Origin of the sequence: Streptomyces sp. NPDC001339 (assembly GCF_042895955.1) — a bacterium.
Taxonomy (GTDB): Bacteria; Actinomycetota; Actinomycetes; order Streptomycetales; family Streptomycetaceae; genus Streptomyces.
The window spans coordinates 287548-309573 of the sequence record NZ_JBIAWT010000008.1 but is presented as its reverse complement, the minus strand read 5'-3'; the positions used below and the strand labels follow the sequence as shown (position 1 = coordinate 309573).

22 protein-coding genes are annotated in these 22026 nt (G+C 67.6%); 20 read left to right on the top strand and 2 right to left on the bottom strand.

Features of this window, described 5'->3' with window-relative positions; genetic code table 11:
- Positions 1 to 37: 37 nt before the first annotated feature.
- From ACFY12_RS25080 to ACFY12_RS25060, 5 genes are read left to right on the top strand one after another with little or no spacing between them, the layout of a single operon-like run.
- The gene (locus ACFY12_RS25080) at positions 38 to 490 is read left to right on the top strand and encodes a DUF6507 family protein (RefSeq protein ID WP_390718126.1); all 453 of its coding nucleotides are present in this window, start codon (positions 38 to 40) and stop codon (positions 488 to 490) included.
- The gene (locus ACFY12_RS25075; RefSeq protein ID WP_390718125.1) at positions 487 to 3285 is read left to right on the top strand and encodes a hypothetical protein; all 2799 of its coding nucleotides are present in this window, start codon (positions 487 to 489) and stop codon (positions 3283 to 3285) included. The genes ACFY12_RS25080 and ACFY12_RS25075 overlap by 4 nt, the downstream gene beginning before the upstream one ends.
- The gene (locus ACFY12_RS25070; protein WP_390718124.1) at positions 3282 to 4145 is read left to right on the top strand and encodes an immunity 49 family protein; all 864 of its coding nucleotides are present in this window, start codon (positions 3282 to 3284) and stop codon (positions 4143 to 4145) included. Before ACFY12_RS25075 ends, ACFY12_RS25070 begins: the two co-directional genes overlap by 4 nt.
- Before the next feature lie 59 nt (positions 4146 to 4204).
- Positions 4205 to 4996 (top strand): immunity 49 family protein, encoded by a 792-nt coding sequence (locus ACFY12_RS25065; protein WP_390718123.1) that lies wholly within the window; start codon positions 4205 to 4207, stop codon positions 4994 to 4996.
- 14 nt (positions 4997 to 5010) lie between these two features.
- Positions 5011 to 5829, top strand: coding sequence for an immunity 49 family protein (locus tag ACFY12_RS25060; RefSeq protein ID WP_390718122.1), 819 nt, complete (start codon positions 5011 to 5013; stop codon positions 5827 to 5829).
- A gap of 101 nt (positions 5830 to 5930) precedes the next feature.
- Here ACFY12_RS25060 and ACFY12_RS25055 read toward each other — a convergent pair whose 3' ends face one another.
- On the bottom strand, positions 5931 to 6662 hold the full coding sequence (locus ACFY12_RS25055; RefSeq protein WP_390718121.1) for a hypothetical protein: 732 nt from the start codon (positions 6660 to 6662) through the stop codon (positions 5931 to 5933).
- Between the two features lie 417 nt (positions 6663 to 7079).
- Here ACFY12_RS25055 and ACFY12_RS25050 point away from each other — a divergent pair, with 417 nt between their 5' ends.
- Positions 7080 to 7997, top strand: a complete 918-nt coding sequence (locus ACFY12_RS25050) for a transporter (RefSeq protein ID WP_390718120.1) — start codon at positions 7080 to 7082, stop codon at positions 7995 to 7997.
- 94 nt (positions 7998 to 8091) lie between these two features.
- Here the strand turns inward: ACFY12_RS25050 and ACFY12_RS25045 are convergent, their stop codons facing one another.
- Positions 8092 to 8841 (bottom strand): DNA-methyltransferase, encoded by a 750-nt coding sequence (locus tag ACFY12_RS25045; protein WP_390718119.1) that lies wholly within the window; start codon positions 8839 to 8841, stop codon positions 8092 to 8094.
- Between the two features lie 610 nt (positions 8842 to 9451).
- Here ACFY12_RS25045 and ACFY12_RS25040 point away from each other — a divergent pair.
- From ACFY12_RS25040 to ACFY12_RS24975, 14 genes are all read left to right on the top strand, one after another.
- On the top strand, positions 9452 to 10585 hold the full coding sequence (locus ACFY12_RS25040) for a C40 family peptidase (RefSeq protein WP_390718118.1): 1134 nt from the start codon (positions 9452 to 9454) through the stop codon (positions 10583 to 10585).
- Between the two features lie 97 nt (positions 10586 to 10682).
- Positions 10683 to 10991 (top strand): DUF6112 family protein, encoded by a 309-nt coding sequence (locus ACFY12_RS25035; protein ID WP_030068283.1) that lies wholly within the window; start codon positions 10683 to 10685, stop codon positions 10989 to 10991.
- Positions 10991 to 11680, top strand: a complete 690-nt coding sequence (locus tag ACFY12_RS25030; protein ID WP_390718117.1) for a hypothetical protein — start codon at positions 10991 to 10993, stop codon at positions 11678 to 11680. Before ACFY12_RS25035 ends, ACFY12_RS25030 begins: the two co-directional genes overlap by 1 nt.
- A gap of 31 nt (positions 11681 to 11711) precedes the next feature.
- Positions 11712 to 13097, top strand: a complete 1386-nt coding sequence (locus ACFY12_RS25025) for an ATP-binding protein (RefSeq protein ID WP_390718116.1) — start codon at positions 11712 to 11714, stop codon at positions 13095 to 13097.
- Positions 13098 to 13192: 95 nt separating this feature from the next.
- Positions 13193 to 14662: an SCO6880 family protein gene (locus ACFY12_RS25020; RefSeq protein WP_390718115.1), complete on the top strand. Its 1470-nt coding sequence runs from the start codon at positions 13193 to 13195 to the stop codon at positions 14660 to 14662.
- A gap of 41 nt (positions 14663 to 14703) precedes the next feature.
- Positions 14704 to 15159 carry a DUF6238 family protein gene (locus tag ACFY12_RS25015; RefSeq protein WP_390718114.1) on the top strand — a complete coding sequence of 152 codons (456 nt, stop codon included), beginning with the start codon at positions 14704 to 14706 and terminating at the stop codon, positions 15157 to 15159.
- 18 nt (positions 15160 to 15177) lie between these two features.
- Positions 15178 to 16686, top strand: coding sequence for an ATP-binding protein (locus ACFY12_RS25010; RefSeq protein WP_390718113.1), 1509 nt, complete (start codon positions 15178 to 15180; stop codon positions 16684 to 16686).
- 93 nt (positions 16687 to 16779) lie between these two features.
- The gene (locus ACFY12_RS25005) at positions 16780 to 16974 is read left to right on the top strand and encodes a hypothetical protein (protein ID WP_390718112.1); all 195 of its coding nucleotides are present in this window, start codon (positions 16780 to 16782) and stop codon (positions 16972 to 16974) included.
- Between the two features lie 85 nt (positions 16975 to 17059).
- On the top strand, positions 17060 to 17773 hold the full coding sequence (locus ACFY12_RS25000) for a hypothetical protein (protein ID WP_390718111.1): 714 nt from the start codon (positions 17060 to 17062) through the stop codon (positions 17771 to 17773).
- Between the two features lie 27 nt (positions 17774 to 17800).
- Positions 17801 to 18571, top strand: a complete 771-nt coding sequence (locus ACFY12_RS24995; RefSeq protein ID WP_390718110.1) for a hypothetical protein — start codon at positions 17801 to 17803, stop codon at positions 18569 to 18571.
- A gap of 36 nt (positions 18572 to 18607) precedes the next feature.
- The gene (locus tag ACFY12_RS24990; protein WP_384093913.1) at positions 18608 to 19105 is read left to right on the top strand and encodes a hypothetical protein; all 498 of its coding nucleotides are present in this window, start codon (positions 18608 to 18610) and stop codon (positions 19103 to 19105) included.
- Positions 19106 to 19123: 18 nt separating this feature from the next.
- The gene (locus ACFY12_RS24985; RefSeq protein WP_384093910.1) at positions 19124 to 19630 is read left to right on the top strand and encodes a hypothetical protein; all 507 of its coding nucleotides are present in this window, start codon (positions 19124 to 19126) and stop codon (positions 19628 to 19630) included.
- 34 nt (positions 19631 to 19664) lie between these two features.
- On the top strand, positions 19665 to 20090 hold the full coding sequence (locus ACFY12_RS24980; protein WP_390718109.1) for a hypothetical protein: 426 nt from the start codon (positions 19665 to 19667) through the stop codon (positions 20088 to 20090).
- Positions 20091 to 20186: 96 nt separating this feature from the next.
- Positions 20187 to 21980 (top strand): type IV secretory system conjugative DNA transfer family protein, encoded by a 1794-nt coding sequence (locus ACFY12_RS24975; RefSeq protein WP_390718108.1) that lies wholly within the window; start codon positions 20187 to 20189, stop codon positions 21978 to 21980.
- The last annotated feature ends 46 nt before the right edge of the window (positions 21981 to 22026 follow it).

Below are 22026 nucleotides of genomic sequence, written 5' to 3'. Positions count from 1 at the left end.
TGTGTGGATGCAAGAGAGAGGAATGCGGGGGGCATTCATGACGTCATGGGATATTCAGCCGCAGGGAGTGCAGGGCCAGTTGAAGGTCGTCGGCACGCACGCCGAAGACCTCGGCAAGACCCTCAACACACTGCTCGCCGACATCCAGGAGGCAGCCCAGGCAGCCGGTACGGCCGTGCCGGGCACACAGGCCCAGACGATGCCGAACGGGATGGTGGCGCCGCCGGGGTACAAGCCGGTGGGACCGGTGGCCCCGGAGCTGTTGCCTCACAAGGCAACGGGCCCGGTCGCCGCCGCGCTGGTCGAGTACGTGAACGGCCGCCGCAAGGCCATGAAGGGGATGGCCGATCGCTGCCAGGCCGCCGTCCTGGGCGCCGCCAAAGCCACCAATGAATACGTCCAGGGCGACCTGGAAGCGGCCAAGAACGCCCAAAGCGCTGCCCACGCCGTGCGGCTGGAGGCTCTCAAGGACTTCGGGGGGAAGAAGTGAGCGGCGGACCGGTCCACCCGGACGACGTACCGGTCTTCACCGGTAATCTGCACGTTCTCGAATCCAAAGTAAAGGCGCTCTCCCGCGGCGGCTCCGCGCTCGAAACCGCGGGCTCGGACGTCCACAAGTCCTTCGGCGGGCTTGCCGCCTTCTACAAGGCACCCGAGGCGGAGCAGCTGTTCGGCGTCACCAAACCAGTGGCGGACACCGCGCATGAACTCGGCGAGGACATGCGCGTCATCGCCAAGGCGCTGGGCACCTACGCCCGCGAGATCACCCCGCTGATCGAGAAGTTCAAGCAGCTGAAGAAAGAGGCTGCCGACTTCCAAGCCAACGAGGCCGCCGAAGACGACTGGAGCGAAGACGGCGACCTGACCGACGAGAACCTGGCCCGCCGCAACAAGATCGCCGAAGTCTGGACCGCGTTCCAGGAAGCCGAACGCAACTGCTACACCAAGATCGTCGGCCTGGTCGGCGGCAAGGCGCTCCACGTCATCGACGCTACCCACAAGACGGGTTACGGCTACAACGCCGAAGACCTCAAGCAGGCCAAGAGCCTGCCCTGGGGCGACGCGGTCGAGGAATCCATTCCCGGGTGGCAGGTGTGGGAGCACGCCTGGGAATTCGGCAAGGGCTTCGTCGTCGATGGCGGGTTGGCTGGCGCCAAGGCGCTGAAGACCCTGTTCGGCGGGTACGGAGGGGATGCCGCCGGCGAGGCGTGGCTCGGTCTGGCCAAGCTCTCCACCGGCATCACAGTCACCACCACCATGCCCTTCCTGGCCCCCGCCTTCTTCGCGACACCCGGGGACATGCTTCCCTCCTGGCTGCGGGAATCGCGTACCGCGATGGTCGAGACCGGCAAGGCGTTCGTCGCCTGGGACCAGTGGGGGACGAACAACGCTCGGGCTGCCGGCGCGGTCACCTTCAACGTCCTGAGCGCCGTCATCACCCGGGGCGGCGGCAGCGCCGTGGCGGGCGTGGGTAAGGCCGCCACGGCAGCCAAGGTCATCTCCGTCGGCAGCAAGGTGGCCCAGGCCATCGACCCGATTACCTACGTCGCCAAGGGCGCAGGCTTCGGCCTGACGAAGCTCCGCGGCGTAATGGTCGGCCTCAAGGACGCCGGCCACCTTGAGGTCCCGAAGATCTCCGACGGCGCCTTCAGCCTGCCCGAAGGTGCCCAAAAGCTGCCGGACGGCACGATCCAGCTGCCCAAGGACGCCGCCATCCCAGAAGGGGCGACCAGGCTCTCGGGCGGCAGAATCAAGCTGCCCGAAGACACGGTCGCCCTCCCGCCGGGCACGGTGGAGAGCCCATTCGATGGCCCGGGGAAGTACGTGGGCAGCGATGGCTCTCTGTACAGGGAGGACGGGAGCCTCCTCCAGAAGGGCGATGAGGCCAGGAAAGAGAATGTCCCCGACCCGAAGGCGGGCGCGGACAATCCACGGACCGAGAACCCATCCCACCAGAAACAGCCAGCCTTGGCCGGCGTCGGCGGACGTGGCGACGACGTCACACGCGTCGGCTCGGAGATATCCGACCCGGGCCACGTCGGCGAGAACGCGGGCCACCGCGACGTTGGTTCGGGTGACAACACTTCCCGGAGCCGTGCTGGCGACCACAGCGCCCCGGGCAACCACACGCCCAGCAACAGCCTGGACAACAACCCGACGGGTGGCCGCCCGGGAGACAACACCCCGACCACAGGCGGTGGCCGCGACCTACCAGGCAGCTCCGCCACCGACCACGGTGTCCGCGGCGGCTCTATGGCCGACACCCACCTGTCGGGCAGCTCCGGCCACCCCGAGCCTCGGGGCGGCGCTGGCGGCGATATGCACCCGTCAGCCGGAGATGGCGCTGGCGCTCCGCAGCACAATTCTGCACCGCGTCCCAGCTTCATGCGCGAAGGCGATAACCCCTACGGCCCCCGCGGTTCGCTCACGCACGAGCAGATACAAGAAATTCAGGTCTATCGCGCCAATCACGAGCCGGGGTACCGCGAGCACTACTACAGAAAGGATGGAACGCGCAGAGACCTGGATTTGTACGATGAGAGCGGGCAAACTCCGCCTCAACTCACGCGACTGTCAGAAAACGCCCCGTGGATCCGTGCCAAGGATGCCCCCGAGCCCCCAAAACCGCATTTCCTTGACCGGGATTACATCAGCGTGGGGGCGGACACTGTCACAAGCCCGGCCAGGCGAGAGATTTTGGAAGAGGCTGCACGAGAACGCCATTTCGCCGTCCAATGGGACAATATCGTAAGCGACTGGAAGGCGGAGACCGGAAAGGCTCACGAGATCCACGGCACCCCCGAAACAGCCGCACATTGGGGAGAAGCTAGGGGTACGTACAAGGAATCCCACACCGCAATGGGTGACGCTACCGAGGCATTCGGCGAGAAGGCGGCCGAATACCACTACGTCGCCGAAAAATACCCGGACTTTGACAAGCAGACGCTCCTCGGCCCAAAGAACGGAAATGACCAGTTCGACCAGGTATGGAAACATGAGGATGGTCGAATAGTCGTAGTCGAGGCCAAGAGTAGCGCTGATACCGAGCTGGGAGGTCGCACCCTCCCGAACGGTAGGAAAGTGTCCCAGGGAAGTAGAGAGTACTTCTTCGACATCCTCAAGGCGATGGAAAAGCGAGGCGAAGACGATCTAGTCGATGCCCTGGAAAAGGCGCTCGATGAGGGCAAGCTAGACTACGTCGTCGTCAAGGGAGAGAAAAACACAGGAAAGTACACTGGCTACCAGTATCGACGGTTCGACATCAGCAAGGGGACTCTTCCGTGACCGTGACTGTTGCCCGGCATGAACTCCCAGCAGGACCCGACGCCGAGCGGTTCGCGGAGCGGCTTAGCAAGCGAGTGACCAGGCGCATTGACAACCTTGAGGAGTCAGCAGGCTCGATCGACTTCGCGTTCAGCACCGCCGTCATGGCGCTACGCGCTCGCTGCGTCATTGACCCACGCGCAGCGAAGGTGGAGACCTGGGAGGCCACGGTCAACGCGATGCAGCTGGGTTCAGCACTTTTCGCCGTGACAGGTGCAAGTGAGGGAACCGTCGAATGCCGCATCGACCGGAAGCTGCGAGCTATCCGGGCGATCGGCCCGCTGTCGTCTGCCGACGCGGGGAATTGGCTGACGGCGTTCTGGCTGGCCGTCATTTGCCGTGAACAGCAGCGGATGACGCAGCTGTGCGAGATCCCGTTGGAGCGCCTTCGCGCCCCGGAAGGGCAGTACGACGAGTACATCTACCACTGGGTGGACACCCTGCAGACGTACTGGCTGCGGCGGCCGGGCCTGGTGGAGAAGCTCACCGCCGCGCTCCAGACGTCGCATCCCGAAGTGGCACGGACCGCCCCGCGGGACCTGCTTCAGGGTTTGCTCTATCCACCGATCAACCTCTTCTACCACTTCGTAACCAAAGACGAAGCCGGCTTCAGCCCCGCCCTAGCAGAGGCACTGAAGCTGCACCAGACATACTGGACGCTGACCGAGGAGCGGAAGGCCGACATCGACGGCAGCATCGCCCTGGGCCCTCTTGCGATCGCCTGCCTGGCCTTCGACGGGGAACTTCCGATCGAGGTCGAATCCGAGTACCTGCCCAAGCATCTCTTGCACCACGGTTGGCTCGGCGAGTTCCCCACGTGAGCCATACGAGCGTTTCCCGCCACCCCTTTCCCACGGGGAACGCGGAAGAGGGCCTCGCCGTGCTCCAGAACAGCGCACAGAAGCTGATAGACGGGCTGGAGGCGCGCTCCACCAGACTGGGCGATGCCCTGGGCACCACACTCACGCTGGCCAAGGCGCACTGCCTGATGGACCCGAGGGCGGCGATCTTCCCCACGTGGGATGCCTGGGTGAATGCGATGCAGGTCGGCTCCGCAGTGTTCGCTGCCGCGACCACGACCGAAGCGCGAGTTGAGTGCCGCATTGCGCACAAGGATCGGATGCTCCAGGCCACCGGCCCGCAGTGGTACGTGCACCCGAACACCTGGCTCACCGCCTTCTACCTGGCCGTGGTGTGCCGGGAACGGGACAGGATCACGGCCCTGAGCCAGGTGCCGCTGTCCCTGCTGCGCGAGAACGGCTCGCGTTTCGACGAGTTCCAATTCGCCTGGATCGACACCCTCCAGACCTACTGGCTCGGCGGCCCCGACCTCGGCCAGAAGCTGGTGGCCGCGGTGGACGGCACGGACCCGGAAACCGTCACCGATCCGGAGACGGTGGGCAAGCTGATGTACCCGGCCATGGAGATGTTCCACCGGATCGTCCGCAAGGACCATGTCGGCTTCAACCGTGCACTCGTCGCCGCCCTCCAGTGGCACAAGGAGTACTGGACCGAAGAGGACCGAGCCGCCACAATTCCGGGCCTCGTCGCGCTCGCCCCCCTCGCCATGGCCTGCATCGCCCACGACGCGGGCATCCCCATCGAGGTCGAGTCTGAGTACCTTCCCGCCGTCCTCATCAAACGCAACTGGTGCGGCGAGTTCCCCACGTGAGACACCTGGAACAGATGGCAGCCGTGGTTCCCGTCATGGAGGAGTCACTGTCCTATTCGCTGGAGAAGATCGAGACCTCGCACAACTCCAGGTCGGAAGCGGTCATGGAATCGCTGAACGTCGCCCTCGTCCGCTGTGTCGGGGACCCCACTGCCGGCATGTTGGAGACCTGGGAGTCCTGGCTGCTGGCCATGCAGGTACATTCGGCCGTCTTCGCCGCCGCCGATCCCAACCGGGAAACGGTCACGTGCAAGATCCGCCATGAGGAGCGCCACCTCGCCACCACCGGGCCGCAGACCTACCTCAACGCGAACACCTGGCTCAATGCCTTCTACCTCGCGGTCATCTGCCGTGAAGCAGCCCGCCTCGACATGCTGGCCCGGATCCCGGTGTCCCTTCTGCGCGACTTCGGCGGCGCCCTGGACGAGTACACCTACGCCTGGGTGGAAACCCTCCAGAGCTTCTGGCTCCACCGAGACGACCTGCGCACGCACCTGGTGCGCGCCGTGGACCTGAGTGCTCCCGAGCACGCCCGAGTCGTCGACGCGGAGACAATGATCAAGCTCAAGTACCCGCCGATCATGATGCTCTACCGCTACCTGCGCAACGACGTCGCCGGCTTCAACGACGCCCTTGCCGACGCCATCCGCTGGCACAAGGCGTACTGGACCGCTGACGAAGACCGCACCGAAAACATCCTCGGGATCGTGGCCCTCGCTGCACTGGCCATCGCCAGCCTCGCGAAGGCCAACGGCATCCCGGTCGAGGTCGAGACCGACTACCTCCCCAAGGCCCTCCTCGACTTCGCTTGGGAAGGCGAATTCGACGCGTAGCCCGTAGCGAAGGCCCCTAGATCTGGGAGAGCAGCCGGCTCTGCGCGCTGATGATTCCGCGGAAGCCCAAATCACGGGCCCCCTTCGCTTCGGGCGGCGGCTCATTTGCCTGGGAACAGCAGCGGGTAGAGGAACGCAAGGACGCCGAGACCAGCCATGGCTGCCCTGCGATACACCAACGCTGCCGCGATCACTGTGCTGGCGACGGCGATCTGGTTGGGCAAGTTCATCGCCTTAGCGATCAGAGCGAGCCCTGCAACAAGACCAACAGCGAATGAAAGCCGTAGCGCCTCATGCCGTGGCTGTGGGTCTGGAAGGTCACCTGGGTCGAGCAGGGCACCGACCTTCCCCTGTGCATAGCGCTCACTGATCTTCAACATCATGCGGGCGAGATTCCGCGCAGCCTCCTCCGGCTCCACGTCAAGCCCAGCCTCGGCAGTCCGTAGCGCCATCACCACGCGTTCGGCATGTTCCTTCGCCTTACGGCGCCGCCAGGACGATCCGATGGTGTTTCGTGCCCAACATGCGCCACGTACCCGCATGACCGGAATACGCAAGGACAGGGTGCGTAAGTGGTCGTCCCGGTCACGGCCTGATCGGACTATGTCTGCACACTCGCGGATGACGGCCGCCCACTCTGCGACGCGCAGAAACGTCCAGGCCCGCAAGTCGAATGCGTACGTGATGGCGCGCAGAGTGACCCGCGCAACCAGCCCAAGCGTGACGATGAAGATCCAACTGCTCGCGAACTGCAACCATGCTGCACGAGTTGTCAGCATTGCGTTACGTTCAGCAAGATCGCTCAGCAGCCATGACGGTGCGTGGGCGTGCAAGCCCCATTTCATAAGCCGCCCGACGAGCCACCACTCGGCCACAACGATGGGTATCAGAACGGCCCACATTGGGAGTGCTGTTTGATAGCGCACCCGGAGCGCTACCCGTACCGGTCCTGGCACCGGACCAAGGTCAAGCACTGTGGACGCTTCGCATAGCTTGCGTATCGCTTCGTCGGCCTTCTTCCTTTGCCGACGGGTTAGTTGGCCCCGTATGCGTTCGATCACCCATTGAGGATGACAGCCAGCGTCGGCACATGTGTCGTCTGCAAGGTTCTGTATAGCTGAGCGCGCTGTTTCAGCCCTGGCGAGATGTGCTCACGGTTTGGTGGGAAGGCAGCGAGGTCCTGCCGGAATAAATGCCTCCTGGGCTCGATTGTTCGTTCGCAGTGATCGAGGTGGAGTCGGGGGTGGCGTATGAGCAACTTGAAGGTGTTCCGGGTGCGCGGCGGGCAGGCCACGGAGATTGCGGGCTCGTCCATGGCGCTGGAGCGCCAGTTGCAGACGCTGGTCGAGGACAACATGGAAGCGATGCTCGGCATCCGTTTCCTGGCGAGCGAGTACGCGACGGGTCGACATCGGGGCCGGATCGACTCTCTGGGTCTGGATGAGAACGGGACGCCGGTCATCGTCGAGTACAAGCGCTCCCGTGACCAGAACGTCACGAATCAGGCGCTGTCGTATCTGTCGTGGCTCCATGACCACCACCACGAGTTCGAGAGCCTGGTCAAGGAGAAGCTGGGCACCGAGGCGGCCGAGATGATCGACTGGAGCAATCCCCGGCTCGTATGCGTCGCTGGGGACTTCACGCACCATGACACGGTGGCCATCGAGATGATCGGCCGCCGCATCGACTTGGTGAGCTACCGGGTCTTCGACGATGTGCTGACGCTGCAGCTGGTCGCCTCCGTTGCCGGCTCCGCCTCTCCGGCTCGGGGAAAGTCACCCACCACGTCCCGAGTCGCCAGTGCGGCTTCGCCGAAGTCGGTTCAGCAGTACCTGGACGAGTCGCCACAGGTCCTTCAGGATCTGTACGCGGACCTCGACGACATTCTCCTGTCGCACGAGGAACTGCAGAAGGAGACCCAGCTGCACTACATCGCGTACCGACGGATCAAGAATGTCGCCACGGTGCGCGTCCAGCCGCGGAACCGCATGCTCGTGGTCAACCTGAAGCTGGATCCGGATGCTGTGGAGCTGGAGGAGGGTTTCTCTCGGGACGTCCGCGGGCTGGGGTGCTTGGGAATCAAGGACGGCGTCGAGGTGCGTATCAGATCGCGCGAGGATCTCGCACGAGCCGGTGACCTCATCCGGCAGAGCGTCGAAGCAGGCTGATCTCGAACGTCAAGGGCGGTTGCGTCATCGGGTATTCGATGACGCAACCGCCCTTCTTCTGTGTTCTGGCCCGGTCTTCCGGGGCGTGTCGCTCTCACTCTTCGGGCCCGGCGAGTGCGAAGTCGTCCTGGGTCAGGATGTTGCGGAGGCGTTGTTCGGCGATGTTGGCGTAGTGGTCGGAGAGTTCGACGCCGACGAAGTTGCGGCCTTCCTTCAGGGCGGCGATGCCGGTGGAGCCGGAGCCGGTGAAGGGATCGAGGACGGTGCCGCCTGGCGGGCAGACCTGGACGAGCTGCTGCATAACCTCCACTGGCTTCTGCGTGATGTGGACGCGGTCCTTGCGGGGCTGGGAGGCGATGAAGTGGCCGGGCAGGTAGAGGTCGCGGGTGTTGTCCAGGGTGCCCTTGACGCCCCAGAGAATGAACTCGGAGTCCTGCTTCGGTCCGCCCTTGCGGGGCCGTGAGGCCGGCTTGATCCACGGCATCTTCCCGTGCCAGGTCCAGCCGGCCATCTGCAGGGCATCGGACGTGGTGGGGTCCTGCCTCCAGTCAGAGAAGACCATGACGACGGCGTGTTCGCGGCTGGCTCGGTATGCCTCGGTGAGCAGCTCGGTCAGCCAGGCGCGGTAGGAGCGTTGGTCGCGGTTTTCGCCAGGGAAGTTGGCGAGGTCGTGGCGGGCGTCGCCGCTGGTGTACTTCGCTCGTGCGGTGCGGGCGGTGCGTTCAGAGCTGGTGCGCCCGCCGGAGTTGTAGGGCGGGTCGGTGATGACGGCATCGACGCTCTCGTCCGGCAGGGACTTCAGGACGGTAAGCGCGTCGCCTCGGTGCAGGGTGTACGAGGACATTCGGCGGATCTCTCTTTCTGGAAGACGACTACATGCACGCACTCGTGGACCGGAATATGCGTGCAAGTACTGCTCGGGGCAACCGCGCAGGTGGCTGACCGGGCGGGCAGTGGGCTGGAGGTTAGCGCCTTTTTCCGGCCGCACCCAATGGCGTGATCTTGCCGGTCCCTTTTCATGATCGCGGCTCGTTTGGTGCGGCCGGATTTTGTCTCTACAGTCTCGCCGTGTTCGCAGGACGGGTCCTAGCCCCGGCCCTGTTGAGCTGTGCTGATGCGTGTTGCCTCGTCCATTCGGCAGCCCGTTCAGCACCCGTGAAAGACCTTGACGAATGCGTGGGAGACGAATTCATCGTGTGGCGTCTGAGATTACGAGCGCGGCTGGCTGCCGTGTTGCGATAAAGGGTCCGGCGCTTCGGAGTTAGCAGCTCTGAAGCGCGCGGCCCTCCCTTCGGGGACTTTCGAGTGTTTAACCGGTGTGGTGCCGGTGGCCTTTTCGACGAGAACGCCGGCGCCACGCTGCCTACGAGTAAGGAGCTGCTGATGCAGCATGCCCAGGCACGCCCCTCGCCCGAGCCGGATATTTGGATACGCCGAGCGTCCGGTGGTCGGCTGTGAAGAAGGTGGCTGCGATAGCCGGGGGCGTCGTCCTCGCCCCAGTGCTGCTGATCGCGCCCATCGCGGTCGCCCTGGCCGGTGCCAGCAACGCCCAGGCTGCCTGCGGCGAAGCCGGTGGTGGCGGTGCGGTGGATGCCAAGGCCGTGGCCGAGCAGGTGGAGTCGATCCTCAAGGGCGGCGGCAAGGGTTCGGCGTCCGTTGCGGGGCTGGACAACCCGAAGGAGCAGATACCGAACGCCAAGGAGATCCTGGCCACCGGCGTCGCGATGAAGGTGCCTGCGCGCGGGCAGGTCGTTGCGCTGGCGACTGCTTTGCAGGAGTCGGGGCTGCGGAACTTGGACTACGGCGATCGGGATTCTCTCGGTCTGTTCCAGCAGCGTCCCAGTCAGGGCTGGGGCACCGCGCAGCAGGTCCGGGATCCGGTGCACGCCTCGACGAAGTTCTACGAGGGGCTGTTGAAGGTCTCGGGCTGGCAGTCGATGACCATCGCCCAGGCCGCGCAGGCGGTCCAGGCGAGCGGGTTCCCGGACGCCTACGCCAAGTGGGAACCGCTGGCCACGGCGCTCCAGAAGGCCATCGCCAAGAACCTCCCCGCCAAGGGCGGTTCCAGCAAGGACGCCGGCAAGGACGCCCAGCCGGAGGTCTCCTCTAGCCGATGCGGGACGGGAGGCGATGGGAGCGGGTTCGGCCCGATCCCGGCCGGGTCCGTCCCCAAGGGCTACAAGATCCCGGCCGACGCGCCCAAGCCCGTTCGTACGGCGATCCGTTGGGGGCTCGGTCAGCTTGGCACTGCGTACCAGTGGGGTGGCAGCTGCACCGATCCGCACGGCCAGGACCCGATGGGCCGGTGTGATTGCTCGTCGCTGATGCAGGCGTCGTACAAGGCCGGTGGGGTCTCGATCTCCCGGACCACGTACACGCAGGTCAAGGAGGGCAAGGCGGTCAGCGTCGGTGCCCTCAAGCCTGGCGATCTGCTCTTCACCCGCGGCACAGCAGCGGTGCCGGAACACGTTGGGATGTTCATCGGCGAAGGGCTGATCTTGCAGGCCCCCAAAACCGGCGACGTGGTCAAGATCTCGACCCTCGCCTCGTGGCGGCCGGACATCCTCGCCGCCCGCCGAGTCGCCTGACCGGCCTCTCCCCCTCCCCCTCCCCTCCCCCTCACTCCCTCTTCTCTCTTCCTCCCCTTCCGGGCCTTCGCATGCCCAAATTCGCACTGGAGTTCCCATGAAGCTCATGCAGCACGCCCAGTACCTGGCTTACAACCCCGGCGTTACGCCGAAGCAGGGCGGGCTCCCCGGTCTCGATGTCCTGAAGAACGTGATAGGCAGCATCAACCTGTTCGGCATCATCGCCACGGTCGGCGCCTTGGTCATCTCCGCAGTCGTCTGGGCCTGGGGCCACCACAGCGGCGGCCACCAGGCCGAGCAGAACGGCAAGAAGGGCACGGCCATCGCCGCTGGATGCGCCCTGCTGCTGGGTGCCGCAAACGGCATCGTCGCGTTCTTCTCCGCCATGGGAACGCAGGTCCACTGATGCCGAAGAAACGTCTCCGCAATGCTGAGGAGCGCACGTACGGAGAACCGACCTCGGTCCTGCGGCGCTCGCTGATCGGCGGCATCATCCTCGCCGTGCTGCTGGCCGTCGCCGGTCTGGTCGCGTATCTCAACCGTACGGACAGCCCGGCCTCGGCCAAGCCCTCCCCACCATCGACGTCCGCCCAGGAGCCGTCACCCTCACCCGAGGCGACTGACGGCAATCGTGTCGCTGTCGCGGATCCTCCGAAGACGAGCGATCCGATCGTGTTCGCCAAGGAAGCCACGAAGGTTCTTTGGACGTACGACACCCGCCCCTTCTCCCAGACCGAGCACCTGGCCGGCCTGAAGCGGTGGATGACCGGCGAGAAGAAGTACGCCGACTGGAAGTCCATCACCGACCAGGTGCCCAGCCCGGTGCTGTGGTCGCGGATGCACGACAACCACCAGCACGCGAGCGCCACCGTCGGCGAGGGCCACTTCCCGCAGGCGTTCAAGACCGCGCTGGCCCAGGATCCCGGTGCGATCACCCAGGCGTACGTCTACGCCGTCACGGTCACCGGCAACCAGACCCTCGCCTGGAAGGGCTCGGGAGCCGGGGCCGAGGCCCGCTCGATGACCCTCGCCGTCCAGTGCCGGCCGCACCAGAACTGCGCGCTGGCCGCCGTCCTGCCCAACGCCGCGCCATGAACGCCCTGATTCCGGATAAGGAGGTGCCCTGATGGGAGCCTGCGACCTTCCTCTGATGAATACGGTCTGCGACGCCGTCGGTGGCGTCGTCAGCTCCACCGGCAAGGCGGTCACCGACGGCATCGGTGCCTGGATCGCCAAGTCGATGGGCGAGGTGGCCCAATCAGCTGCCGACCTCGCGTCCAAGGCTGTCGATCAGACCACCGCCATCGATCTGAACGCCGAGTGGTTCCGCAGCAACTACGAGCTGCTGTTGCCGATCGGGTTGATCCTGACGGTTGGCACGTTCTGTCTGCAGCTGACCCGTGCTGCCTGGCGCAGGGACGAACGTGCCCTTGCCCAGGCCGCGTTCGGGACCATGGTGGGCGTCTTCTTCGCCTTCGCCGCCATTGCTTGCACCACCGTCGCGATCACTGTGGTCGATGCGCTCAGTGCTGGTCTGTTCAAGGCCGCCAACAGTTCCGTCGATGATGCGGTCCGTCGCATGATCAAGGTGAACGAGTTGGGGGCGATGTATGGCCTGGGCTGGGGTGTTCCGTCGATCATCGCGCTCGGCTGCGCGATCGGGGCGTTCTTGTACTGGGCCGTGATGGTGGCCCGCAAGGTCGGCATCCTGGTCCTGGTCACGCTGGCGGTCTTCGCCGGGGCCGGCGGGGGCTGGGAGGTGGCCCGGCGCTGGCGCCGCGGCTGGGTCGAGGCCACGGCCACCCTGGTCGTCAGCAAGTTGCTGATGACGATCGTGTTCTTGCTGGGTGTGTCGGCCATGGGCAAGTCCGACTCGCACGGTGGGCTCGCTGCCCTGTCGGATGCGATCGCGGGCATCGTCGTGATGGTCCTGGTGATGCTGTGCCCCTACGCCACCTACAAGTTCATCCACTGGGCCGCTGACGGCGGCGGCCACGATGACCTGCACCGCACCGGCGTCGCCGGTATGGCGGTGGCGGCGGGCGCGGCCAAGACCGCAGGCCAGCTCGCCATGCAGGCGGGCACCGGGACGCCTGCTCCGCAGGGTCCGTCGAAGGTGCCGGGCCAGGGCACGGATGGCGTCGCCTCCGGTATCGATCCGACCGGCGGTGCGAGCGGTGGCGGGAAGCCGAAGCAGACCCGATTCCGCTACGGCGAGGACCCCAACGCCACGGGCGACAAGGGCCGGCCGCTGATCCAGCGGCCCCCCACGGACGGCGACCGCGGCCAGCCCCTGATCCAGCGCCCCGGCCAGGCGACCGCCTCAGGCGCGGCGGCAGCTTCGGCGCCGGTTTCGTCCACGCCGGGCGCCTCGGCTGCGGCGGGTACGCGGATGGATCCGCCGGCGCCACGGCCCAGCGGGCCGCCACCGGCGAGTGGGCCTCCGCCCCAGGGCGGCACCACGCCGCAGCGGTGGATCTACCCCAAGCCACCGGGTGGATCGGGCTCGTAGCCCTCATCTGACGGGGGCGGGCGCCTGCCTCGCTCGGCCCGCCCGCCCCCGTCTCCCCTTCCTTCTTTTCACCACGTTCCAAGGACGGCTTTGCCATGCATCCCGACGCTTCTCTGCCTGACGGCCCGGCTACCGTGAAGTTCCCCCACCGCTCACGTCGAGGCGTACTGCTCGGCCTGTCGGTCGCCCAGCTCGTCGTCGTCACTCTCACCGGCCTTGCCCTGCTCGGGGTGCTGATGCAATCCGGCGTCACCGGTGCGCTCAAGCTCATCCCGCTGTGGGCGGTCATCCTGGGGGCGGTCTTCATCCGCCACCGCGGACGTTCCCTGGCCGACTGGGCGCCCATCGCCCTGCGTTATGCGCTGCGGCGTTTCAAGGGCCAGCTCATCTGGCTGGCCCGCCCCTCCCGCCGACCGCGGCGTGAGGGTCTACTGCACCTTCCCGGCACCGCTGCTTCCCTGCAGGTGGTCACCTCTCCGGGTGGCGGCTTCGGTGCGGTGCACGATCCTCACAACGGCACGCTGACCGCTGTGGTGAAGGTGTCCTCCCGTGCCTTCGCCCTGCTGGATCCAGCCACGCAGACCAGCAACGTCGCAGGCTGGGGCCGCACCCTGGCCGCGCTGTCGCGCACTGGTCACATCGCTCGTGTCCAGGTGCTGGAGCGGACCGTGCCCGACTCCGGCGACGCGCTCAATCGCTACTGGAGCGAGCACGGCAACGCCGACACCCACCTGGCCGGCCCCATCTACAGCGACCTGCTGGCCGCCGCCGGTCCCGCAGCAGCCCCGCACGAGGCGTACGTCGCGCTCGCGCTCGATCTCAAGGCCGCCCGGCGCCTGATCAACCAGGCCGGCGGCGGACTGACCGGTGCCTTCGCCGTGCTGGCCCAGCTGACGTCCACCTTCGACCAGGCTGCCCGCAACTCCGGTCTCACACCGGGCGGCTGGCTGGGTGCGAGCGAGATCGCCGCCGTGATCCGCACCGCCTACGACCCCAAGGCGTCCGCCGCTCTGGATCAGTGGTCCGAGGCCGGCCGCCCGCAGGCCGATCCAGCGGCTGCCGGTCCGGTCGTTCTGGTGGAGAAGGCCGACCGGATCCAGACCGACTCGGCCCGCCACGCCACGTACTGGATCGAGAACTGGCCCCGCATTGAAACCAGCCCCGGCTTCCTGCACCAGCTGCTGTTCACCTCCGGCGTGCGGCGCACCCTGTCGCTGACCTACGCACCCAAGGGACTGGATGCAGCGCTCAAGGACGTGCAGCGCAAGAAGGCCACGGTGATCGCGGACGCGGCCGAGCGGCAGCGCAAGGGCCAGGTCGACTCCGAAGAGGACTCGGTCGAGTACGCCGACATCAAGCAGCGCGAGCGCCAGCTGATCGCCGGCCACGCCGACGTCGCCCTGACCGGCCTGCTCACCGTCAGCGCCGATAGCGACGACGAACTCAACTCAGCCTGCGCCGCCATCGAGACGGCCGCGGTATCCGCGCTCCTCGATCTGCGGCCGCTGACCTGGCAGCAGGCCGAAGCCTTCACCAACGCCGCCCTCCCGCTGGCCCGCCCCTAGCGCACCAGCTCCACCAGCGCGCTCCACGAAGGGCCTCCCCCATGCCGACCGAACCCCTGCCCGACCTGGCTGCGGACTTCGTTCCGTTCGCCACCGCGGCGCTCGACTTCCACCGGGCGATCAACGTCCCCGCCGGGCCCATGGCCGCACACCGCACCGAGCTGGACGCCCTCCACGCCCACCTCACCGCCCTGTACGGCCTGCTCGACGCCCACACCGCCCGAACCTCTCCGGTGGCCGAGGCCGAGGGCGATCACCTGCGGGCCTGCCGGATCCGGCTGTGGCAGGCCGCCGAACACCTCCACGATGCCTACCACGCAGCCGCCCACCCCGGCACCGGCCGACCCCGCACGCGGGAGGCGTGCCGGGCGCGGCTTCCCGAAGGCGCGCCCGAACTGACCATCTGCCAGCGCCACCTGGCTACCGCCGCGCACGTCCGCCGTGACCACACCCCGGCTGATCTGCGCGACCCGTTCACCGGCCTGACCCGCCACTGACCTGCTGGAGCACCCGTCATGTCCAACCACACCCGAGACCGCGCCAGCGCCAGTCCGCTGTTCGTCCCCCGCAAAAGCGACCGCCGCACCGCCCGCACCGCCCGTGTCCAGTTCGCTGCCGCCCGCGACCAGGCCCGCCATGCCGCACGTCCCCAAGCCCGCCGCGCCGAACCGGGCATCGACCCCGAGCTGCGAGCCACCTACCCAGCCGCCGGCCGACCCGGCCGGTACTCAGCCCGCGGCGGCCATCTCAAGCTCCCCGCCCACCGGATGACAACTGCCACCGCAAGCGGCGCGTATCCGTTCCTCGCCGAGGGCGGCCTCGGCGCCCAGGGGATCTACATCGGCCGCGATGTCCACGCCGAGGCGGCCTTCACCTACGACCCGTTCGCGCTGTACGGGCGTCTCGACGGGTTCACGAATCCGAACATCCTGCTCGCCGGGATCATCGGTATGGGCAAGTCCGCCCTGGCCAAGTCCCTCGCCCTGCGGGCCGTGGCCTTCGGCTACCGGATCTACGTCCCCTGCGACCCCAAGGGCGAGTGGACCGTCGTCGCCCAGGAGCTGGGCGGCCAGACCATCGCCCTCGGCCCCGGCCTGCCTGGACGCCTCAACCCCCTGGACGCACCCGCCAGGCCGCACGGCGTCAGCGAGGAGGACTGGGCCAACGAGGTCCGCAAGCGGCGCCTGCTTCTTCTCGGTTCACTCGCGAAGACAGTCCTGCGGCGGGATCTGCACCCGATGGAGCACACCGCTTTGGATGTGGCGCTCGACCAGACCGTCGCTCACGCCGAGGCCAACGGCACCACCCCGCTGCTGGGCGATGTCGCGCACGTGCTCGGTTCCCCTGAGCGGCTCGACTGTGCGCTCGGCGAGCTGACCGGGCGGCTGGGGCACGCCGCCGAAGACCTGGCCCACGCGCTGCGCAGGCTCGTGCACGGTGACCTGGCCGGGATGTTCGACACCCCCAGCACCGTGGCCTTCGACCCCAGTGCGCCGATGCTGTCCATCGATCTGTCGCGCCTGGGCGGTGCCGGCGACGACACCGCGCTCGTCCTGGCCATGACCTGCGCCTCGGCATGGATGGAGTCCGCACTCGCCGACCCCACTGGCGGACGGCGCTGGGTGATCTACGACGAGGCATGGCGCGTTATGCGGCACGTCGCCCTGCTGGAGCGCATGCAGAGCCAGTGGAAGCTCTCACGTGGTCTGGGCATCGCCAACCTCATGGTGATCCACCGCCTCAGCGACCTGCTGACCGCAGGCGATGCCGGCTCCCGGGGCCGGGCACTGGCCGAGGGTCTGCTCACCGACTGCTCAACCCGCATCATCTACCGCCAGGAAGCCGACCAACTCACCTCCGCCGCGGCCCTACTGGGGCTGACCGGCGTCGAGACCCAGGCCGTGTCCGCCCTCACCAAGGGGCGTGGCCTGTGGAAGGTCGCAGGCAGGTCGTTCATTACTCAGCATCTCCTCCACCCGCGCGAACGCGAGCTGTTCGACACAGACGCCCGGATGTCCGCCTGACGCATCCGCTGGCCGGCTCATGCCTCGGAGGGAGCCGAAGCCGCACTTCGGCTCCCTCCGCCGTCTCTACCAAGCATCGAAGGAATCGGTTCCATGCCTTTGCAGTCCACCATCCGCCGTGCCGTACGTCGGCTCGTCCAGCTGTACGTCGACGCGGCGAAGGACAACGCCTCCCGCGGCGACATCCCTTTGGCCACACGCCCGTTCAGCAACATCCCCACGCCAGCGGAGTCCGCCGCGCGACCCATCGCCCTGCGGGGGCACGGCCGTCGGCCTCGCTCGCGCTAGCGCATTTTTCCGGCATCACCAAACCCGTCTTCGGGCCGCATCCTCGTCGTCCGCACGGCCCCAACCTCTGCGAGGTGCACTTCTCGTGGCAGAAACACGTCCGCACATCACCGTCAGCCACCACGACCGCTTCGGCGTCGTGGCAGCGGCTTCGCACGAAAACCACGTCGCCGACCACATGCTGCGGCGGGTCGGCTTCGAGCGGCTGCCCGGCAGCAATCTCTACGCCCTCACCGAGCCGAACCGCGATGCGACCCGCCGAGGACAACAGGCAGTCCAGTCCCTACGCGCGGCGCAGTACACCGTCACCTCCGACGCCACATACGACATCAATCCCCACACCCCGCTCACCACCAGCCAAGGTCTTGGCCGACTGGAGAATCGTTCCGCCGCACAGCTGCCCAGTGCCGGGCAGGCGGCCTTCGCTTCCGCCCGCGCTCTCGACGCTGACATACGGGCTGCTCAGATCGTCGTGCACGACCAGGTGCGTGACCGTGAGGGCACGCTGCACGCGGTCGGCACCGACGTACGTACCCGCGAGGGCCTGCTGCTCCGTGGCGAAGGCGATCTGCGCTACGTCGAGGCACGGCTGGAGCACACCGGCCGCGCGTTCGACGCCTTCTACGCGCTGCCCGGCAACGAGCGTCGTGACCCGAGGCTGTCGATGATGCAGCACCGCGCTCAGGCAGCCACCGCCATCTCCCCGGCCCGTGCAGGCGCCGCACTGCCGCAGCAGCCAGCCGCCACCGTCGCTTACCGCCCGCCCTCCACCACCCAGCAGCCGGTCCGCGCCCGCTAACGCCCCTGCCTCGAAGGAGCCTTCGCGATGAACCTCCCCAACAACCCCGACGTCGCCTTCGGATTCCACCCCGATCTTGGTGTGGCCGCCGCGGTAGTGGATGACCGGCCGCACCTGGGCGAGGTCCTGCGCAAGCACCACTTCCGCTACAGCCATGGCCTGGATGTCTATCTCCTGCCGGAGGGCACACCCCACAACACGGCGGTCCGGACCGTGGCCGCCGCCACCCGCGAATTCCAGGACGCCGGCCATACCGTCGCCGCCGATCCCCGCATCATGGTGCCGCCTCCCGTCCCGACACCGGACGGCGTGGCTGCGCGCAAGACGCAGCCTGGGCAGTCGTTGACCGCGCTGACCGGCGAGCTGCACGAGCTGCGTCGTTCGGCCGACGTCGCCGAAGTTCTGGAGCAGATCCTCGATGAGCACCACGGTGCCGTCGGCGATCTGGAGGAGTTCATCGACACCGCCGCCGCCTGGTGCGAACGACTCGATACCCCGGGCGGCCGGGAGCTTGGCCAGCACCTGCGCACGATCGCGCACCATGTCGCCTTCCTCGGCGACCGGTTGGCCGACGCACAACTCGACCTGTCGGTCACGCCGGATGTGACACCCAAGGATGCCCCGCCTCTGGCGGACGTACCGCTCCCGAAGCAGCACAAGATCCCCTCCGTCACGCACACCGCCCGTGCCCGCGCGGCCGTGAGGTCCTCACCGAAGCGACCAGCCGACCTACCTGCGGCCCCGGAAGAAGCACCCCGCTCCACAGCCGCGCCGCCCAGCCCCCGCCGTACACGCTGACCACCCCTTTCGATCACAGAACAAGGAGTCCCTGTCATGCCCGTCAAGACACTGTGGACCATCGACCACACCTGCGGACACACCACCGAGGCCGACCTCTCCGACCGTCCGGCCGACCGGCGTGCCGGCTACGCCCGCTGGCTCTCGGCACGGGACTGCACCGACTGCTGGCGGGCCACCCGGGGCGAGGATGCCGAGTCGAAGGCCGAGTGGCTGGCGAAGAAGCGGGCCGCCGAGCAGGCCGAGGCCGATGAGTGGTCCGAGCAGTACCGCATGCCGCCGCTGGAGGGCACCGACCGTGCCGTCGCCTGGGGCACCCGCTGCCGCCATCAGCTCGTCTCCGCCGCCTACGCCGCCCTCGTCCTCGAAGGCACCACCAGCGAATCCGAGTGGGAGGCCATCGAGGACGCGGTGCGACCCCTGACCCGCGCCAGCTGGTGGATCGACCAGCGCGACGCCGACCCCGCCGACCTGCCCGAGCTGCTGGCCGCCGCCACCGAGAGCGACCGGCCGAACGAAAACCCCCACTTCTAACCCCCGAAAGGCTCTGCCGTGCATCCGTCCTTCGACTGCCACATACGGCGCTCCGCCGACACCGCAGCACTCCTCACCACGCTCCACGCCAACCGCGAGGAAGGCTTCGAGCCCTACCTCCTCGCCGCCTGGTCGCCGCACCTGGAGGCGGCGAACGCGCTCTCCCTCACGCACCTGGCACAGCTGCTCGATGAGCCTCTCCATGCACGCCAGCAGCGCACCGGACGACGGCCGACCCGTCCCGCCTGGCACTGCTCCGTGGTCAACGACACCGGCCGCGTCCTGTCCGACGAGCAGTGGGCGGCACTGGTGAAGGACATCGTCGCCGCCACGGGGATCGAGCCCGTCGGCGACACGGCCGCCTGCCGGTGGCTCGCGCTTCGCTGGGGGAACCGCTCGGTGGATCTCGTCGCCAACGTGATCCGCCAGGACGGGCGCTGGGCCCGGATCCATCAGGACACCTTCCACGCACGCTCCGCATGTGACCACTACGCCGGCGCCTTGACCGCCCAGCTCGCTGCCTGACCCGCCACCAGCTCTTCTTCAGAAAGGCCGTCCGATGTCCCGCATCAGCCGATTCCTGTCCCGCTGCATCTCCTCCCTGAACGAGGTGTACGGACGGGAAGCCGAGATCTACCGCGACCCGACCAGCGGAGCGGTCATCGCCGACTGCCGCAACAACTGCGCCCGCCGGATCTTCCTGGCCTGCGGCTTCGAAAGGACGCCCACGGCCTTCCGTCTGCGCGTGCCCGAGGGGCTGAGCGAGGCGGAGCAGAAGGCCCGTGCCACCCAGGCCATGGTCCATCTGTTCCATGCGGGCCACTACACCGACATCGCCTCCTACCTCGTCTGCGATTCCACGCTCGCCGCCACATGGGCCGAGATCCGCGAGCGCCGCCTGGACCACCTTGGCTGGCCCACCAGCCCGACCACCGACACGCACACGGCGACGAGCACACAGACCGCCGCCTCCCGCCGCCCGTAGACCACCTCCTTCAACAACCTCCAGGAGCCCTCGTGATCACCAGAACAACGCGCCGCCCCGCCATCCGTCACCGCGCCGCGCCACCTGGAACTCACCTTGTCGTCCCCACGCACCAGCACGCCCTCGACCACGACCGGTACCGACCTCCTCCTCTACCTCCTGCTCGCCGTCGCCGGGCTCGGCATGGCAGGAGGCTCACTGGCCTGGCTGTTCGGCAACCTCACCAACGCCGTCGCAGGATCCGATCCTTGGGCCGCCTACCGCCCTGAAGAAACGTTGCTCCATCCGGCGCGGGTCTGGCCTCATCTGCCGCAGCCCGCCCTGATCACCGGCTGCTACGTCCTGCCCGCCCTCGTCCTCATAGCCACCGCCGTCGAAGCCGCGAAGGTCTGGCTGCGCTTCCGCAACAGCCCGTCGGGACTGGCCACCCGACGTGACCTGGAGCCTCTGCTGGCCAAGCAGATCGCCGCCAAGGCCATCGACCTGCGCCCCAGCCTCGCGGGCAAAAAGCCCAAGGACATCGCCCCCGACGACCGGGGCGTCCTGCTGGGCACCTTCAAACCGGGCAAGGACGAACTCCGCTCCTCCTGGGAGGACGTGATCCTGGCGATCATGGCCCCCCGCTCCGGCAAAACCTCCGGCCTGGCCATCCCCGCCATCCTGCGCGCCCCCGGCCCCGTGCTGCTGACCTCCAACAAGGCGGCACGCGACGCCTACACCGCAACCATCGACGCCCGCGCCGAGGTCGGTACGGTGTGGACGCTGGATCCGCAGCAGATCGCCCACGCGCCACAGACCATGTGGTGGGACATCCTCGCCGACGCCCGCGATCTCGCCGGGGCCCGGCGGCTCGCCGGGCACTTCGTCACCGCCTCCGTCGACGAATCCAGCGCGGGCGACTTCTGGTCCACGGCCGCCGCCAACACCCTCACCGCGTTCTTCCTGGCCGCCGCCCAAGCTCGACGCCCCATCACCGATGTCCTGACCTGGCTGGCCTCGCCGGCCGACCGCACGGCGATCGATCTGCTCCAGGACGCCGGGTTCGACGCAGTCGCCGCCCAGCTCCAGGGCACCGTGGCCGGCGCCGTCGAAACCCGCGACGGCATCTTCGAAACCGCCCGGCAGTACGCCAGCTGCCTCCTCGACCCCGGCATCGCCGCCTGGGTCACCCCGCCCAAGAGCCTTGCCAAGATACGGGAGTTCAAGCCGGAGGCATTCGCGACCAGCAAGGACACCTTGTATCTGCTGTCGAAGGACGGCGGTGGCTCCGCCTCGGCGATCATCGCCGCAGCCGCCGACGCCGTCATGCGCACTGCTGTCGCCCAGGCCGAACGCGATGGCGGGCGTCTGGATGCTCCGCTGCTGGCGATCCTGGACGAGGCCGCCAACGTCTGCAAGATCGCCGACCTGCCGGACCTGTACTCGCATCTCGGCTCCCGCGGCGTCATCCCGATGACGATCCTCCAGTCCTACCAGCAGGGCGTCCGCGTCTGGGGCCAGTCCGGCATGGACGCCCTGCTCTCCGCCGCGACGATCAAGGTGATCGGCTCGGGCATGGACGACGCCGACTTCGCCGACAAGATCTCACGCCTCGGCGGTGAGCACGACGTCCGCACGGTCTCGGTCTCCACCGGCGAGTCGGGCAAGTCCACCTCCGTCTCGATGCGCCAGGAGCGCGTGCTCCCGCTGGACGTGCTCCGCGCGATGCCCAAGGGCACCGCCGTGTTGATGGCCACCGGTATCCGCCTCGCACGCATCGACCTCAAGCCCTGGTACAAGGGCCGCGACGCCAAGAAGTTGGGCGCCGCGTCCGCCAAGGCCACGGCCGCGATCAGCGAACGCGCTGCCGCCAAGGCACTGCGCCAGGACGACTTCACTCCCGCGGCATGACCGGCTCCGCTCAACTCCGTACCCGGGCGAGACCGCGCGGCGCGGC

Excerpts from the sequence above, each read along its gene's own strand:
- ACFY12_RS25060 (WP_390718122.1), top strand. The coding sequence starts at position 5,011 with ATGGCAGCCGTGGTTCCCGTCATGGAGGAGTCACTGTCCTATTCGCTG.
- ACFY12_RS24980 (WP_390718109.1), top strand. The coding sequence starts at position 19,665 with ATGTCCCGCATCAGCCGATTCCTGTCCCGCTGCATCTCCTCCCTGAAC.
- ACFY12_RS25020 (WP_390718115.1), top strand. The coding sequence starts at position 13,193 with ATGCATCCCGACGCTTCTCTGCCTGACGGCCCGGCTACCGTGAAGTTC.
- ACFY12_RS25010 (WP_390718113.1), top strand. The coding sequence starts at position 15,178 with ATGTCCAACCACACCCGAGACCGCGCCAGCGCCAGTCCGCTGTTCGTC.
- ACFY12_RS25080 (WP_390718126.1), top strand. The coding sequence starts at position 38 with ATGACGTCATGGGATATTCAGCCGCAGGGAGTGCAGGGCCAGTTGAAG.
- ACFY12_RS24990 (WP_384093913.1), top strand. The coding sequence starts at position 18,608 with ATGCCCGTCAAGACACTGTGGACCATCGACCACACCTGCGGACACACC.
- ACFY12_RS25030 (WP_390718117.1), top strand. The coding sequence starts at position 10,991 with ATGCCGAAGAAACGTCTCCGCAATGCTGAGGAGCGCACGTACGGAGAA.
- ACFY12_RS25025 (WP_390718116.1), top strand. The coding sequence starts at position 11,712 with ATGGGAGCCTGCGACCTTCCTCTGATGAATACGGTCTGCGACGCCGTC.
- ACFY12_RS25015 (WP_390718114.1), top strand. The coding sequence starts at position 14,704 with ATGCCGACCGAACCCCTGCCCGACCTGGCTGCGGACTTCGTTCCGTTC.
- ACFY12_RS25050 (WP_390718120.1), top strand. The coding sequence starts at position 7,080 with ATGAGCAACTTGAAGGTGTTCCGGGTGCGCGGCGGGCAGGCCACGGAG.
- ACFY12_RS25005 (WP_390718112.1), top strand. The coding sequence starts at position 16,780 with ATGCCTTTGCAGTCCACCATCCGCCGTGCCGTACGTCGGCTCGTCCAG.
- ACFY12_RS25035 (WP_030068283.1), top strand. The coding sequence starts at position 10,683 with ATGAAGCTCATGCAGCACGCCCAGTACCTGGCTTACAACCCCGGCGTT.
- ACFY12_RS25045 (WP_390718119.1), bottom strand. The coding sequence starts at position 8,841 with ATGTCCTCGTACACCCTGCACCGAGGCGACGCGCTTACCGTCCTGAAG.
- ACFY12_RS24995 (WP_390718110.1), top strand. The coding sequence starts at position 17,801 with ATGAACCTCCCCAACAACCCCGACGTCGCCTTCGGATTCCACCCCGAT.